General features: G+C 38.3%; 14 protein-coding genes. 4 read left to right on the forward strand and 10 right to left on the reverse strand.

Going from position 1 to position 14,454, the window contains the following annotated elements:
- Positions 1 to 231: 231 nt before the first annotated feature.
- Genes MB14_RS10555 through MB14_RS10570 form a run of 4 tightly spaced genes read right to left on the reverse strand, consistent with a single transcriptional unit; the run spans position 232 to position 3,561 of the window.
- Complete coding sequence (locus MB14_RS10555) at positions 232 to 1,542, reverse strand: hypothetical protein (protein WP_132644012.1); 1,311 nt, start codon at positions 1,540 to 1,542, stop codon at positions 232 to 234.
- Positions 1,543 to 1,567: 25 nt separating this feature from the next.
- Complete coding sequence (locus MB14_RS10560) at positions 1,568 to 2,176, reverse strand: hypothetical protein (protein WP_062591503.1); 609 nt, start codon at positions 2,174 to 2,176, stop codon at positions 1,568 to 1,570.
- Between the two features lies 1 nt (position 2,177).
- Complete coding sequence (locus tag MB14_RS10565; protein ID WP_062591504.1) at positions 2,178 to 2,951, reverse strand: anti-sigma factor family protein; 774 nt, start codon at positions 2,949 to 2,951, stop codon at positions 2,178 to 2,180.
- Entirely contained in the window at positions 2,941 to 3,561 is a 621-nt protein-coding gene (locus MB14_RS10570) for an RNA polymerase sigma factor (RefSeq protein WP_246032587.1), read from the reverse strand. The genes MB14_RS10565 and MB14_RS10570 overlap by 11 nt, the downstream gene beginning before the upstream one ends.
- Before the next feature lie 337 nt (positions 3,562 to 3,898).
- Between MB14_RS10570 and MB14_RS10575 the strand changes: the two genes are divergently transcribed.
- From MB14_RS10575 to MB14_RS10585, 3 genes are read left to right on the forward strand one after another with little or no spacing between them, the layout of a single operon-like run.
- On the forward strand, positions 3,899 to 4,429 hold the full coding sequence (locus MB14_RS10575) for a YceI family protein (RefSeq protein ID WP_062591505.1): 531 nt from the start codon (positions 3,899 to 3,901) through the stop codon (positions 4,427 to 4,429).
- A gap of 4 nt (positions 4,430 to 4,433) precedes the next feature.
- Positions 4,434 to 5,696 carry a hypothetical protein gene (locus tag MB14_RS10580; protein ID WP_062591506.1) on the forward strand — a complete coding sequence of 421 codons (1,263 nt, stop codon included), beginning with the start codon at positions 4,434 to 4,436 and terminating at the stop codon, positions 5,694 to 5,696.
- A gap of 52 nt (positions 5,697 to 5,748) precedes the next feature.
- Positions 5,749 to 6,294, forward strand: coding sequence for a YceI family protein (locus MB14_RS10585; protein WP_062591507.1), 546 nt, complete (start codon positions 5,749 to 5,751; stop codon positions 6,292 to 6,294).
- Between the two features lie 7 nt (positions 6,295 to 6,301).
- On the opposite strand, the gene MB14_RS10590 is transcribed toward MB14_RS10585, so the two are convergent.
- From MB14_RS10590 to smc, 3 genes are read right to left on the reverse strand one after another with little or no spacing between them, the layout of a single operon-like run.
- Positions 6,302 to 7,156: a cyanophycinase gene (locus MB14_RS10590; protein ID WP_062591508.1), complete on the reverse strand. Its 855-nt coding sequence runs from the start codon at positions 7,154 to 7,156 to the stop codon at positions 6,302 to 6,304.
- Positions 7,153 to 7,854 (reverse strand): SGNH/GDSL hydrolase family protein, encoded by a 702-nt coding sequence (locus MB14_RS10595; protein ID WP_084376043.1) that lies wholly within the window; start codon positions 7,852 to 7,854, stop codon positions 7,153 to 7,155. The genes MB14_RS10590 and MB14_RS10595 overlap by 4 nt, the downstream gene beginning before the upstream one ends.
- 37 nt (positions 7,855 to 7,891) lie before the next feature.
- Complete coding sequence (smc, locus tag MB14_RS10600) at positions 7,892 to 11,422, reverse strand: chromosome segregation protein SMC (RefSeq protein ID WP_062591510.1); 3,531 nt, start codon at positions 11,420 to 11,422, stop codon at positions 7,892 to 7,894.
- 69 nt (positions 11,423 to 11,491) lie between these two features.
- Here smc and MB14_RS10605 point away from each other — a divergent pair, with 69 nt between their 5' ends.
- On the forward strand, positions 11,492 to 11,962 hold the full coding sequence (locus tag MB14_RS10605; protein WP_062591511.1) for a hypothetical protein: 471 nt from the start codon (positions 11,492 to 11,494) through the stop codon (positions 11,960 to 11,962).
- Here the strand turns inward: MB14_RS10605 and MB14_RS10610 are convergent.
- The 3 genes from MB14_RS10610 to MB14_RS10620 form a co-directional block, all read right to left on the reverse strand.
- Entirely contained in the window at positions 11,959 to 13,257 is a 1,299-nt protein-coding gene (locus tag MB14_RS10610) for a M56 family metallopeptidase (RefSeq protein ID WP_062591512.1), read from the reverse strand. The two genes, MB14_RS10605 and MB14_RS10610, sit on opposite strands and share 4 nt — an antisense overlap.
- A 10-nt stretch (positions 13,258 to 13,267) precedes the next feature.
- Positions 13,268 to 13,636 carry a BlaI/MecI/CopY family transcriptional regulator gene (locus tag MB14_RS10615; RefSeq protein WP_053224333.1) on the reverse strand — a complete coding sequence of 123 codons (369 nt, stop codon included), beginning with the start codon at positions 13,634 to 13,636 and terminating at the stop codon, positions 13,268 to 13,270.
- A gap of 110 nt (positions 13,637 to 13,746) precedes the next feature.
- Positions 13,747 to 14,409 (reverse strand): DUF4159 domain-containing protein, encoded by a 663-nt coding sequence (locus tag MB14_RS10620; protein ID WP_062591513.1) that lies wholly within the window; start codon positions 14,407 to 14,409, stop codon positions 13,747 to 13,749.
- Between the last annotated feature and the right edge of the window lie 45 nt (positions 14,410 to 14,454).

The raw sequence follows: 14,454 nt of genomic DNA on the forward strand, positions 1-14,454 counted from the left end.
AAGAACAGGATAACAGTGGACTGTTGCGGGCAAAGGGATAGCCCAAATCCTGTCTATTAAGGAGGTTCAAAAACCTCCGAGTTCTAAAGGGTTTATGAAAAGCTCCGATTTATCGGGGCTTTTTGCTTTTTATTGAAGCTGAGCTGTTGAATTCACTTGGCCCTAAAAAAGCAATAAGTGGCATGAAATTCATCATACCACTTATTACCTTGACCTTCTTTATTACTAAGGCTAATTTTTACCTTCTGCTTTACCGTTAAGTACTCTGACTTTATCGTAAACCGACTGTGCTTCTGTAGAACTCGGTTGAACAAAATAAATTCCTTCAGCGGATGAGTTAATACTTGAAGTCAGCTTCTTTACATCGATATCTTTCTTTAGTTGGTCTAAGCTGATACCACCTTTAGAGAATTGATCGATCTGGCTTTTGTTAACAGAGATTCTAACAGATTTTGGCAGCATATTTTTAGTGAAAAAGCTACTGAAGTTTAAGTTGAGAATGATCACTTCATCGCTTTTTACGCTGCGTAAAGTACGTCCGTAAGTAATCAGGCTTTCTTTGGCCAATTCAATCAAATCATCGAAAGACTCTTCAATTTTATTGAGTTGCTCCTCTTCTTTCTTCTTGTATTCCTCTTCTTTGACAACATCAGCACGTTGGCCACTATAAAAAGCTACTCTAGCACTATTACCTCCTGTATTGTATGATAAACCTATGTTGTACATTAAGCCAAAGCCTTCAAAATAGGTCCAGCTTGTGTTGCTTGTTTTTCTATAGGTTCCATCAAAAGTAGATGCAAAAAGGTCGTCAAGAATGCCTGCCATGATTTTAGTGTCAGACGATTCGTTGGTTTCATTGTCTATCACCTTGGTGGTTATTTTGCCTTTGGTAGCCTCAAAAGAAAGCTTGCCACTCAATAAATCTTTCAAATCTTTAAACTGAATGGAAGATGAGATTCGCTTTGTGTTTTTAGTGCCACGGCTTAAGAAAACGATGTTTTCACCTTGATTGGCCTGTTTGCTATTTTCATCAATGGGATAATATTTAACGTTCAGCATGATTTGCTCATTATCTTTTACTTCGGAAAGTATACTTCCATAATTCAATAAGAATTCTTTAGAGAGTTCTTTGAGCTGATTTTCTTTCTCCTTGTTAGCTTGGTCTATATTGATTTCCTTTTTATCACCTGTATTTTTCTCACCGGTGGCTATCATATTTAGCTGTGTAAAAAGGACACTCTCAGATAAACTGTTATCACCCACATTGAAAATCACTCCTTTTCCAGGGATGTGAATCCCCTTAATTTCAGTTGAAAGAGAAGAGTAACGTTGTTGACTAGACTCCTTGAACATATCATTCAACACATTTTGAAGAATGATAATGTCGCGCTCCATTTTAGGGAGTTTAGACAAGTCTTGCTCTTGAGAAGGAAATCCGCTTACCACTGTTGACCCAGTAGTGCTAACGAATCGTTGTGCATTTAATGAACCTCCAAACATCATAAGAGATGCTAAAACGAGTCCTTTGATTGTTGTTTTCATTTTCATGATTTTGATATTTTGATTGTTATTTCTTTTCAATTTTGATTCTGTCTGACAATTGACTTTCGTTGATTTCTCCTCTACTGAAAGCCTCTATGTCGCTCATTCTCCAGACTGCTTCTAGCTTGTATGTTCGCTTTGCTGATTTCGGAGAAGGAGGGAGTTCTTTTCCATCTACTTTTATTTTGCTGTCTTCGATGTTAAACACAAACCTGAATTCTTCATTTGGTTTTAGCTGAGGTAGATAGGAATAGAAATCCCTGATAAATTTCTTGGTAGCCTCTTCTAATCTTTTTTGTTGCAGGCTGATGATCTCATCGGTATAGAAGGTATCGAGTACCTCGTAATCATTGTTGCCGAACCTAGCGGATGCCGTAGCTATATATACGTTTGCATTATAAGCTTCAAAGTGAATCTCAATGCCTTTGCCGTCTTTGTAATCTCCTTCACTTTCTTTTATGTTATTCAATAGCACTGCATCGTCATAATGTTTGAGGAAGTTTTCAAAAGTGACTCTGGTAATTTCTAAGTCTCTTTTGATTGGGCTCAAGCCATTTTGTTGTAGTTGGGCTTGTGCGCTTATGCTTACCACCAGACCAAGGAGGTAAATCAGATATTTTGAGTTTTTGACCATTTTACTTTTTGTTTGGGTTGTTTGCGGCAATGATTTCTACTTTTTCAGAAAGCGTCAATATTGCATCTTCAATGTCCAGTTGCTTGTTGATGGTGGCATCTTCAAGATTGGTAAATGCAGCTTGAATGCTTCTTAAATCTTCGATGCGCTGACTTTCCCAATTGTTTGAAAAGGCGACAACAATTTCCCTCAGCATATCTCGATAATCGCCTCCGAGTTTATCATTCAGCGAAGCCATTTGATACATCAAATCATTTTTCTCTTGCTCAAATACCTTTTTGATTACTTCTTCGGAACTCATATTGGCCTGTAGAACTTGCATTTCATAACCGATACTGTCCTGGACAGATTTCAAACTGGTTTGCATATAATCGAGCATCAATTGGCGGTCATTATTTAAAATATCAGCGACTTGTTGCTCGGTGAGGCCATTTTGGATATCGCCAAAAGCCATTTGAAGCCCATCATTGTTATACTGAATTGAAAAACCAGAAGCCCAACCTGCTGTGATGATGAGGAGGATTGTAGCAGCTATGGCTACATATTTTCTCCAGTAGAGCCATTCACTATTCGTTTGTGGCATCATGAAAGGAATAGACTCGGGTTCTTCATCATTCAAATCGGCCATTACCATTCTAGTGGCTTCAAGTACTTGCAGTTCTTCTTTTAACTCAGGATGAGATTTTATATAATCATCGATCTGAGCTTTTTTCTCTGGACTGATCTCATCGTAGAGATAATCCATAAGATCTTCGTTTGTTGGTTTATAGCTCATAATGAATTGTTTCTTGGTTAATGTTCCATTGGGCCAGTAGCTTTTTTAAGGAGCCTAATGCATAATACAAGCGAGACTTGACTGTGTTTTCTGAAATGTCCATCGCCTCGGCAATCTCTCTTATTTTCAGCCCCTCATATTCTTTCATAATCACCACCAGTCGTTGTTCTTCTGGTAATTCGGCCAATGCTTTTTTCAATACTTGTTTTAATTCCATACTGCCGAATTCCTTTTCTGGGTCACTATTCCTGTCTGTCGATTCAGAATTCTGAATAAAGTCTTGGTCGGTTTTCGACTGCACTTTCATAAAAGGAAAAACCCATTTTGCCTTTTGTCTTCGGGCTTCTTCATGACAGTAATTAGAAGCAATCCTATAGAGCCAAGGTTTAAACCTGCGCTCATCTTGTAAGGATTTCAGGTTCTTGTTCATGCTGATAAAGGTTTTCTGAGTCACCTCCATTGCTTGATCATGGTCGCCAAAATACTTTAGAGCAAAGTTGTAAATACGCTTATACCATTGTTTCACCAGTTGGTTAAGCGCAATGGCATCCCCCTGTTTTGCAGCGGTAATCAAGAAGTTGGTTTGTGGCATCAGGTTGATTTCCTTCATTGGATTATCGTGTTCCTGAACTTATGATGAACTAAGTTTTTAAAAAGTTTGAAGGAAGTTAAAGAATCCTTATGAATTCAAAGCCAAGAAGAGGAGAGTCATTGTCTTAAAGTATTGAATTTCAGTGTAAGGCCGCTTTTTTGGGCAAAATGCCACTCTCATAATCATGACCTAGATCATGTTTTAAGGTGTTTAAAGTCACTGTGTACGTTGATACACATCAATCTAAATGGAATGCTAATTTTTGACCTTTGTATTGTTACTAAAACCTAGAACTATGAAGGTTAACACTACTATAAAATTCACAATAAGATTAATACTACTAATGCTTATGACAATGTCATATAGTGTTCTGAGTGCACAAGAACAATACAGTTTGGTAAAAGCCAATCAGAAATTTATGGTGAAGGGTACTTCATCATTGCACGATTGGCATATGGAGGCCACTGATGGCCAAGGCGAGTGTGTATTGACGCAGACTAGCGGAGTTATCAATATTCAAAAAGCTGAAGTAAAGTTTAAGGCAGAAGCCTTAGAGAGTGGAAAAAGAGGAATGGATAAAAATGCTTATAAGGCCCTCAAAACAGAAGATTTCCCTTGGATTGAATTTAAACTCTCGGCTTTTGAAGCAAAACAAGCAGGTAAAGGGCTTGTTAAGGGAGATCTTACTATTGCCGGATTCACCAAGCCAGTCACTTTTGAAGTTGAAACTGTTCAAGGAACAGGTACAATTACAGTATCAGGTACTTCTGCCTTTAAACTGACAGATTTTAAAATTGATCCTCCTACAGCATTAATGGGAACAATTAAAACCGGTGACGATGTCACTGTTGAATTCAATCTAACATTCAAAAACCAAAAACAATAAAGCCATGAAGAATTTTAAAATGACATTTCTTGCACTGTTTTTATTCAGCAGTGTAGCGAGTTTTGCTCAAGTAGATTTGCGCTCACCTTTACAGTATAGGAGAGATGCAGGAAAGAAAGGCATAAACGTATTTGAAACCTCAAAAGCAGATACCGTAATTTTTGAGGGAATTAATGTAAGAGTAGGGGGCGATTTTGCACTTCAATTTCAGGGCTTGAGTCATGAGAACTCTATTGTTGGTGATCCACTGGTTGATTTAGCCTCTAACTTCAGTTTACCAACCGCTAACCTGAACCTTGATGTTCAACTAGCAGATGGTATGCGCTTACATTTAAGAACCTATTTATCATCACGTCACCATACTGAATCTTATGTAAAAGGTGGGTATCTCCAAATGGATAAACTTGATTTTATCAAAGAAGGATTTCTTTCAGAATTAATGAAAATCGCGACCATTCGTGTAGGTATGGATCAGATCAATTACGGAGATGCACAATTCAGAAGATCGGATAACGCCATGACCATTTACAATCCATTTGTGAGTAACTATATTATGGATGCCTTTACTACTGAGCCTTTCTTTGAAGTAACATTACAGCCATCTGATTTCATTTTAGTTGCTGGTGTAACCAATGGCAGATTGAACCAAAGCCCAGTGAAAGGTGATGACGGTATGGTTATTTACAGTAAAGTAGGTTGGGATAAACAAATGAATGACGACCTAAGACTGAGATTGACAGGTTCATTATATTCAAGTTCAGACAAAAGCACTCGTGACTACATCTACGGTGGCGACAGGGCAGGAGGAAGATACTATAGCACTTTGGCCACAGTAGCTAACGGTGGTTCAGATTTCGACCCTAGATTTAACCCAGGCTTTGGTTATCAAACAGCCATTCAGTTTAACCCATTTGTGAAGTTTAAAGGCTTAGAGTTTTTTGGAGTAATGGAGTTTGTAAATAACGGCAACGATGCTGTTGGAGGTAGCTTTACTCAGGTTGGCTTAGAAGGGCTTTATAGATTTGGAATGAACGAACAATGGTACTTTGGCGGTCGCTATAACAATGTAAGTGGCGAGAAAAGCGATGTGGCAAGCACAAACGAAATTAGCCGAATGAATCTTGGTGGTGGCTGGTTTATGACTAACAACGTGTTAGTGAAACTAGAATATGTTAATCAAGAGTACTCTGGTGCTGGTTTTGCCAACAGCCGATTCCAAGATGGTAAGTTTAATGGAGTTGTTTTAGAAGCCGCAATTAGCTTCTAATGATCTGAACAATGATTGGATTTCACTTTTAAAAACATAAGCTTTAAGCTGAATGCAGAAACTAATCATTATAATACTTTTAGGACTGTTTTCTTCAGTAGCACTTACCGGACAAGAATATCTGGTAGTGATGAGGAAGACAGTCCTTATTAAAGGCAAGACCTCTTTCGGGAGGTTTTCTTGCACTTACCAAAATGAGCAAGATCAGGATACTGTTAGTTTTTCAAAAGTACCCAATGCAGAATCTTTAATGGATTTATCTATTCCTGTGGCCTCTTTTGATTGTGGGAATAGAATGTTGGATAGAGACTTTGGGAAAACATTAAGGTCTGAGGAATTCCCACACATCGAAGTAAAACTTGATGATTTTAAACGAATTGGTCAACAATACTTTGGGGATATATGGATTATGCTCACAGGTAAAAAAATGAAAATGGAGCATATTCCTTTTGACATTAATAAAGATGAAGAAGGGGAGTTTCTGTTCTCTGAAATCACCATTTCATTAGATTATTTCGATTTAAGCCCTCCTAAAAAGCTTTTCGGTTTAGTCAAGGTACAAGATGAACTGATCATTGAATTGAGTTTGAAGTTGTAATCAAGCTCTATCGGCCGCCCCTCACCACTTTTCTTTCAGCCATATCGTATTTTCGTCCTGCCCTAAGCACATGGAATTTCTGTTCTCCTTCGGCATTGGCTTCATATTTACCCGTAGTTTGGTTCCAATGTGTGCCATCGTATATCATAATATAGCTTTGGCCAATTACTTCGAATTCATTGCCAGAAACTAACATGGCGGTATCTTCATCCAATGCTACCCCTAATAGTTTTGGGTACTTGGCTAAAATTTCAAACATGTCGAACTGACGGTTTCTGGCCAAAGTATGTTGGTCTATTGCGATGTTTGAAATAAAGCCTAAACCTACTTCATGATCACCGATCATAATATTACTGCCTTTAGTGTCGCCACGAGCTAAATAGGAGCCTTGGATTGTTGCGCCCGCAGAGCTGCCCGCAATTACTCCGTCTCTCTTGAGTAGGTTAAAAAGCTTTTCGTGCACTTTGGTGTTGAGGTAAGAATCTGCCAACCTCCATTGACGACCTCCCAGAAAATAAACACCACCTGCGTGGTCTATCACTTTAGAAAAAGCTTCTGTGTCAGCTTCTTTAGGGTCGGTAGTATGAAGTACAGAAACTTTTGCCGCACCAAAGCCTTTCCATTGTTTTTCTAAGTTTTCTATTATTTCTGGAGTTATATCATTTCCTCCTGCCGTAGGAATCACCACCATATGTGCTTTCCCTTCACCACCTGCCAATTCAATAATTTTGGCATATACGCTTGGATCTTTTAGGGCGCCACCAGCAATAATCAGATGTCCGTTTTTTGGGCCTTCTGTAGTTTGGCTAAATACTGAAGCCGAAATAAGTAAGCAGAGAAGAATTGTGGTCAGTCTTCTCATTTCTTGAGCATTTTCTCCACCTTCTTCTCAAACAATTCAACCCATTTGGTATACATTTTACCAGAAGGGTGGAGGTCATCGTTTGCGATAAGTTCTGGGTAAGATTTCGCCATTCTGGAAATAGGGGTAATGTTGTAGTAGGCTACTCCATATTTCTTAGCAATATTCTTACTTACCTTGTTATAGGCATCCAATTCCTTTTTTATCTGATCTTCTTTGGCTGCTCCAAAGGGTGTTTTCCCGTAATCTGGAATTGACACTACAAAAACATTCTCTTTTTTGCCCCCGGCATACTTGATCGCGATTTGAAGTAGCTCTTCAAATTCAGGAGCAAAACTCTCTACCGATCTTCCTTGGTACTGGTTGTTCACCCCAATTAAAAGCGATACCAAATCATAGCTTTCCAAAAGTTCGTTATCTGCTTCAATGGCGGCCTTTAGGTCATCGGTTCTCCATCCTGTTTTAGCAATGATTTTTGGGTCTTTCATTGGAATTCCCTCATGGACCAAGCGTGCTGCAAGTTGCATAGGCCAGCGTTCCGACTCTGCCACGCTTTCACCAATGGTATAAGAATCGCCAAGCGCTAAATAGGTTTTAGCAGCGGTTTGGTTATCGGTTTTTTGAGCAGGTAATGAGTTCATGCTTAAAAGGGAAATGAAAATGACTAACAATGCTAATAGAGGAAGCCTTTGTTTCATAATGTTTATTTTTCAATAAAATTAAGAAAACTAACGACTACACCAACTCTCGTAGGTCTACAGGCACAACTCTAGAAACCCCTTGCTCAATCATAGTAATGCCATAAATTACATCAGTGCTTATCATCGTTCTCTTGTTGTGCGTAACTATAATGAATTGAGAATCGGCTGAGAATTTTTTAATGATCTCGTTGAATTTATCAATATTGGCATCATCCAACGGAGCGTCTACTTCATCAAAAATACAGAATGGAGCTGGTTTTAGCAGGTAAATGGAAAATAATAGCGCTGTTGCTGTTAGTGTTTTTTCGCCACCCGAAAGCTGATTAATACTCAGCGGACGTTTACCTTTTGGTTTGGCCATAATCTCAATGGCAGATTCTAATGGATTACTTGGGTCGACCAGTTTCAGCTCACAATCGTCTTCATCGGTAAATAATGACCTAAAAACTTTGATGAAGTTATCTCTGATTTGACCAAATGCCGAAAGAAAGGTTTCTCTAGCCACTGTATCAATTTCATCGATGGTTTGCAGTAGTGAGCCTTTGGCTTCAATTAAATCATTTTTCTGAACAGTGATGAAATCGTAGCGTTCTTTGATTTCTTCGTAGGCTTCCATCGCCATTGGGTTGATCGGGCCTATGCGTTCAATTTTGTCTTTTACTTTTTGAACCAAAGCCTGAAGTTCTTCCACTGGTGTGTGGTCTTCCTCTTCAACCTCTTCTTTCAGAAGTGCATTTAAGTCTATGTTGAACTCTACAGACAATCGCTCTTTTACAGCACTAAGTTCAAGTTTGGTTTCATTCAGTTTAGATTGAAACTCCATTAAAATAGTATCGGCTTGCTCGCGCTTTTGGCGCAATTCACGTAAGGTTTTATCCGACACATCAATGTTGCCGCGCTGGGCATAATATTCTTTTTCCGATTCGTTTACGCCTTTTTCGATGCTCTCTTTTTCATCGTAAAGCCCTATGAGTTCATCATCATTGCTTTCGGTGGTATCGATCAAACGCTTGATTTCCGTTTCGTTTCTCTCTAATTCTACCTGATTCTTTTCAATTCTTGACTTACTTCCGTCATAGGCAGTTTGCTTGTAGTCAATCTCTTGGGTAACAGACTGAAGCTTATTCTGTTTTTGATGGAATTGGATGTTTATTTCGTTGTATTTCTGCGACTTTTCTGAAAGTAGTTCGTTTTCTTTTTTGGCCGTAACCTCTAGTTCACCTATGCCTTGCTGTAGCTCTATATAACTTCTTTCCGCATCTTTTACTTCTGGTCTTAATTCAAGTAAATCGGCAGAAATATTATCAATGTTTCGGGTAATGTCTTCTCTTCGATTGGCGTTGCTGCTTAACATCTGACCAAGCTGTTCCTTTCTAGTTTTAACCGAAATGAACTCTTCGTTTACCTGACTATATTCTTTTTGTAGGCTGTCTATTTCAGTTCTGTAACTGCTCGACTTTAAATGGGCCAGTTCTTTCTGTTTTTCATCAAGCCTTTCTTTGACCTCGGCAATTTGAGTTTCTAGCTCTTTAATGGTTTTTTGAAGCTTTTCTAAGTTCTTAGCACGACCAATTCTCTTGCCCTCAAAAAGCCCCACAGAACCACCAGAAATGCTGAATTTACGCTTAGTGTATTTGCCACTTTCGGTAATGAAAACTGCATCTTCATCAATAGGGATTTCACCTGGACCACCAGCAATTACGAATACATTTTCCAGAATAAAACTGATCAAACGCTTATATCTCGGTTCGTATTCCACAATTTCTGTGGCTGGAACGGCATTTTGATAGAGTTTCGCTTGAGGGGCTTCATACCTGTCAAAAGCATCGAGAACGAAGAAGTTGGCTTTGCCTTTTGCGGCATCGCTAAGAATATTGACGGCCTCAAAAGCCTGCCTTTCATTGTCTACAATGTAGTAGTTCATGTAAGGCTCTAAGTAATTCTCTATTGTTATTCGGTAGCGATCATCACAGGTAAGAATATCGGAAAGGAGTGGGGCATTTTTGCTCCAACTGGCTTTCTTTTTTAAGAATTTTATGGCTTCCGGAAAACCTTCAAGATTTTCAACCAAGCTTTTGGTTAGGTTATACTCGTTGCGCTGCGAATCGAGTTTTCGGCTCAGTTTCGTTAATTTCTCACGAACTACATTGATTGTTTCTTCAGTACTTTCAATGGAAGTGCGCTGCTTTTCCTCCTGATTTTTCTTCGCTTCAAGGTCTTTTTTCTTTTGCTCAAGAATTACCCCGATTTCCTCTAATTTGGAATCAAAGGATTCAAGATTGGCAGATTGCTCGGAAGTATCGGAAGTCGTTTTTTCTAATTCTCTATTTAAGGTTTGGAGCTGAATCTCCTTGATTTCTATTTCCTTTTTAAGGTTATAAAGTGTCTCGCGCTTTTCGTTAAAGGCCTTACTTTTTTGGTCAAAACTGGCTTGTGCTTCTTGAGCCGCAGTGCGTTGTGCTTCAAAAGCAGCTTTTAAGCTTTCAATTTGAGAAGTGGCTGCTTTTAAATCCTTCTCGGCTATTTCTTTTTCATTTTTTAAACTTTCTAAACTGAAAGCCGCACGCTCGTTACTCTTTTTATCGGCTTCTAATTGCTCTCGAAGATTGTCGCTTTTGTCTTGAAGAAAGGTAAGCCTTTCATTTTTGATTTTCCTGTCGCTTTCAAACTGACGAATTTTATTTACGTGCTCGTTCAAAGTTCGCTGACGAGTGGAAAGTAGTTTTTCCTTCACAATAAGGTCGGCCTTCCCTTTTTCGATGGCCGCCTCTTGTGTTGACATCATTTGGTTGATCTCAACTTTTTTATCGTTCAGTTGCTGAATTTCTTTTTCAAGCGACTTTAGTTTGTTGTTCTGTGCTTCTACCGTTTTTCGAGTAAGTCGAACACTTAAGTTTTTATACTCTTCTTTATACTCGTAGTATTTTACGGCTTGTTTGGCCTGCTTTTCTAATGACTTGAGATTCTTTTCGATCTCAAAAAGTAAATCTTCTACCCGATCTAGATCGTCATCGGTATCTTTTAGTTTTTTGAGCGTTTCTCTTTTTCTCTTTTTGAATTTAGAAATTCCAGCAGCTTCTTCGAAAAGGTCTCTTCGAGAGTTTTCCTTATCGTTCAAAAGGTCATCGACCATTTTAAGCTCGATAATAGCATAACTGTTCGATGCGATGCCAGTATCCATGAACAACTCATTGATGTCCTTGAGTCGGCAGCTAACCCCATTTAATAGGTACTCGCTTTCGCCAGACCTGTAGTAACGTCTGGTGATGGTTACTTCTGTATATTCTGTAGGAAGGAGGTTCTTAGTGTTTTTGAAGCTCAATGAAACTTCGGCCAGTTGAGTAGGCTTTCTTTTCTTAGTTCCGTTGAAGATGATGTTCTCCATTTTTTCGGAACGCAGCATCCTTGTTTTTTGCTCGCCCAATACCCAACGGATTGCATCCACGACATTTGATTTACCACAACCGTTTGGGCCAACAATACCAGTAATACCTTCATCAAAATTGATGACTATGCGATCACCAAAACTTTTAAAGCCCTTGATTTCTAATTTTGTAAGCTGCATTGAGTGAGGATTGCGAAAAATCGACCTTAGTAAGCAAAATTAGAATTAATTCTTAGATTTGCTAATAGCATGGAATTTGACTCAGGAAACTTACTCTATATCGCTTTTGCTATTCTTTACTTTGTTTTTACAGCAAGAAAGAAAGGCCAAAAGAAAAATGCAGGTGAATCGTCTTCAGCACCGGAGAGGAGAGGGGATACCGTGGGGCCAGTCCCGAGCAATCAACAACCTACTTTTGAAGAATTGCTTGAGCAGTTTACTGGGCAACGTAAAGTAAAAGAAGAGCCTAAACCATTTATTGCTCAAGAGCCAACAACTAGTGTGATTGAAGAGGTTAAGCCAACCCAATCAAGAAAATCTATTTACTCCGAAGCAAATAAGATTTACGGAACTAAGAAGCGTACCGAAAGCCCAGTAGTTGTGTTTTATGAACCTGAAGAGGAAGATGTAGAAAGGACGGATTATGCCGCATTAATAGGCGATACAGACGGTGCTCGAAAAGCTTTTGTGATGAGCGAAATTTTTAACCGAAAGTATTAAGAAGCTTTAAAAGTTACTGGTATTTCAATTTTAGTTGGAATAGCAAATCCGCCTTTTACTCCTGGTGACCATTTTGGTGATTTTTTGATAGCATTCAATACCTGATTATCAAAATCCCTTCCTATTCCTTCTTCTAACTTTACATCCTTAATTTCGCCTAGTTCGTTTACAATAAACGAAACACTCACTTCTCCTTCCAATCGTCCTTGGGGTTTGGTTTCAGGATATTTAATGTTTTCTAGTAAATAATCTTTCCATTCATTGAAGCCATTTTTCGGAGTTGGTTTTACATCCTTTTCTCCAAAGCTTGCAAAAACATAAGCAGAGTCAGCAATGGTTACCGTTTCTGTTTTTAAATTAGCCTCGCAAGAAAAGATAAAAAATAACAAAGCTACTACCGGAATTGGAACCAATAATTTGAACCAATTGATTCTTCTTTGAGCGGTAATCATATTCACCCTCTTCAGAGTTTTGCTTTTAGCGAAGAAGCTTCCTTGCGGAATTCCCATTTTTTGAAATACAAGTTTCACAAGCAGCTTAGTATAAGCCACTTGTCCATTGGCTTTTACAGCTGTTCTGTCTGCTTCATATTCGTGAATTTCTTCAATTAAATTTCTATACAAGTAGATAAATGGATTGAACCAGAAAAACACTTTAAGAACTTCCATCAACATAATGTCATAAGAGTGTCTTTGTTTAATATGCACTTTCTCATGATCCAACACTTGTTTTTGTTCAGCTTCAGAAAGGTTTTGACTATCGTCCCACATTAGGTATTTAAAGAACGCGAAAGTAGGCATTGAACCTTCAGTCTTTACCATAAAGTAACCGTCTCTAAACCGAGTATTATGCCTTTTGTACCATAGAAACTCTTTGAATGATCTCATCTGAATAAATAGCCTTAAAGCTAAAGCAATCATTCCAATCATATAAGCAAGAATAACGGCTTCCCACCATCGTAAGAAAGGTTTTTCTGAATTTGCTGTTACGGTTACAGAGTAAAAACCCTTCGGTTCTATTATAGGCTCTTTGCTCACTTCATTGCTCACATTGTGCAATGAATTTAATACACTCGGGGTGTTTTCAGGGTTATACCCCACTTTAAGTAATGGAAACGATAAAGATATAAGTATGGCTGCCAATAGGTAGAATCTATTGTATTGGAAGCTACTCTCTTTTCTCAAAACAAAATGGTATAGCAAGTAAAATACTGCCAAACATGTGGCAGTTTCTAATGCATATAGAAGCGCATTATTTAGCGAATCTAACAATACTAAAGCGGGGTGTTTTGACATAACCTAGAGCTTAGTCTTCTTTTAAATCTTCTCCAACATGTTTTGCTAGCGACTCAAATTCTTTGATATCCATATCATTTTCTTGTGCGAAAAATGATACCAACTTTTGAAAGGAGCCTCCAAAGTAGCCTCCAATAAAGTTTTTAAGATAGAAGTTGCTGTAACTTGTTTTGTCTACCAAAGGAAAGTATTCATGTGTCTTTCCGTAAGCCTTATAACCTACAAAACCTTTTTTCTCTAAAATTCTAATAATTGTTGACACAGTATTGTAGGCAGGTTTTGGTTCTGGCATTTTTGAAAGCACATCTTTCACGAAGCCTCTCTCAATCTGCCATAGTATTTGCATCACCTGCTCTTCTGCTTTCGTTAATTCTTTCATAATCTGTAAATTAAAACACTCGAGTAATTCTAATATCAATAATAAAACTATTGCACTAGTTTTCCAACTAACGCAATAGTTTTTTAATTCTGAAATATAGTTTTGATAGTTTATTGAGTGAAGGCGTATGAGATGAGGTTTGCGCCCATACGTAAGGCCTGAAGCCTGACAGACTCAGGGTCGTTATAAATACGCTGATCTTCCCAGCCGTTGCCTAAATCGCTTTCATAAGAATAATAGCAAACCAATCTGCCTTCATATATTAAGCCGAAGCCTTGGGGCGATTTGCCATCATGTTCATGAATTTTGGGAATGCCTTTGTCGAATTTAAATTTTTGATTGTATACAGGGTGGTTGTGAGGTAACTCTATAAATTCTAATTCAGGGAAAACCTTTTTCATCTCTAACCTCACAAACTGATCTAAACCATAATTATCGTCAATGTGAAGAAAGCCGCCAGCGGTAAGGTAGTTTCTTAGGTTTTCAGCTTCTTGACTAGAGAATACAACATTGCCATGGCCTGTCATATAGATGAACGGGTATTCAAATAAGCTGGGGTTTCCAATTTCTACCACAGCATCTTGAGTGTCTATATTTGTTTTTAGATTTTCATTACAGAAAGTAGCCAAGTTGGGTAGGGCAGTTTTGTTTGCATACCAATCACCTCCGCCATTGTATTTTAATTTAGCAATTTTGACTTTAGCTTGTTGAGCAGAAGCTAGTACGCTAAAAAAAAGGAAGACGAGAGAAAAAAGAATTCGGTTGGCTTTCATAAGTTCGACTAAGCTTATTTTCTTTAAGAGAACATATTAGGGAAA

The sequence above is a fragment of the Roseivirga ehrenbergii genome, assembly GCF_001593005.1.
Classification (GTDB): domain Bacteria; phylum Bacteroidota; class Bacteroidia; order Cytophagales; family Cyclobacteriaceae; genus Roseivirga; species Roseivirga ehrenbergii.

Coding starts and splice junctions, on each gene's coding strand:
- MB14_RS10610 (WP_062591512.1), bottom strand. CDS start 13,257: ATGTCAAAACACCCCGCTTTAGTATTGTTAGATTCGCTAAATAATGCG.
- smc (WP_062591510.1), bottom strand. CDS start 11,422: ATGCAGCTTACAAAATTAGAAATCAAGGGCTTTAAAAGTTTTGGTGAT.
- MB14_RS10555 (WP_132644012.1), bottom strand. CDS start 1,542: ATGAAAACAACAATCAAAGGACTCGTTTTAGCATCTCTTATGATGTTT.
- MB14_RS10620 (WP_062591513.1), bottom strand. CDS start 14,409: ATGAAAGCCAACCGAATTCTTTTTTCTCTCGTCTTCCTTTTTTTTAGC.
- MB14_RS10605 (WP_062591511.1), top strand. CDS start 11,492: ATGGAATTTGACTCAGGAAACTTACTCTATATCGCTTTTGCTATTCTT.
- MB14_RS10560 (WP_062591503.1), bottom strand. CDS start 2,176: ATGGTCAAAAACTCAAAATATCTGATTTACCTCCTTGGTCTGGTGGTA.
- MB14_RS10570 (WP_246032587.1), bottom strand. CDS start 3,561: ATGAAGGAAATCAACCTGATGCCACAAACCAACTTCTTGATTACCGCT.
- MB14_RS10575 (WP_062591505.1), top strand. CDS start 3,899: ATGTCATATAGTGTTCTGAGTGCACAAGAACAATACAGTTTGGTAAAA.
- MB14_RS10585 (WP_062591507.1), top strand. CDS start 5,749: ATGCAGAAACTAATCATTATAATACTTTTAGGACTGTTTTCTTCAGTA.
- MB14_RS10595 (WP_084376043.1), bottom strand. CDS start 7,854: ATGAAACAAAGGCTTCCTCTATTAGCATTGTTAGTCATTTTCATTTCC.
- MB14_RS10590 (WP_062591508.1), bottom strand. CDS start 7,156: ATGAGAAGACTGACCACAATTCTTCTCTGCTTACTTATTTCGGCTTCA.
- MB14_RS10615 (WP_053224333.1), bottom strand. CDS start 13,636: ATGAAAGAATTAACGAAAGCAGAAGAGCAGGTGATGCAAATACTATGG.
- MB14_RS10565 (WP_062591504.1), bottom strand. CDS start 2,951: ATGAGCTATAAACCAACAAACGAAGATCTTATGGATTATCTCTACGAT.
- MB14_RS10580 (WP_062591506.1), top strand. CDS start 4,434: ATGAAGAATTTTAAAATGACATTTCTTGCACTGTTTTTATTCAGCAGT.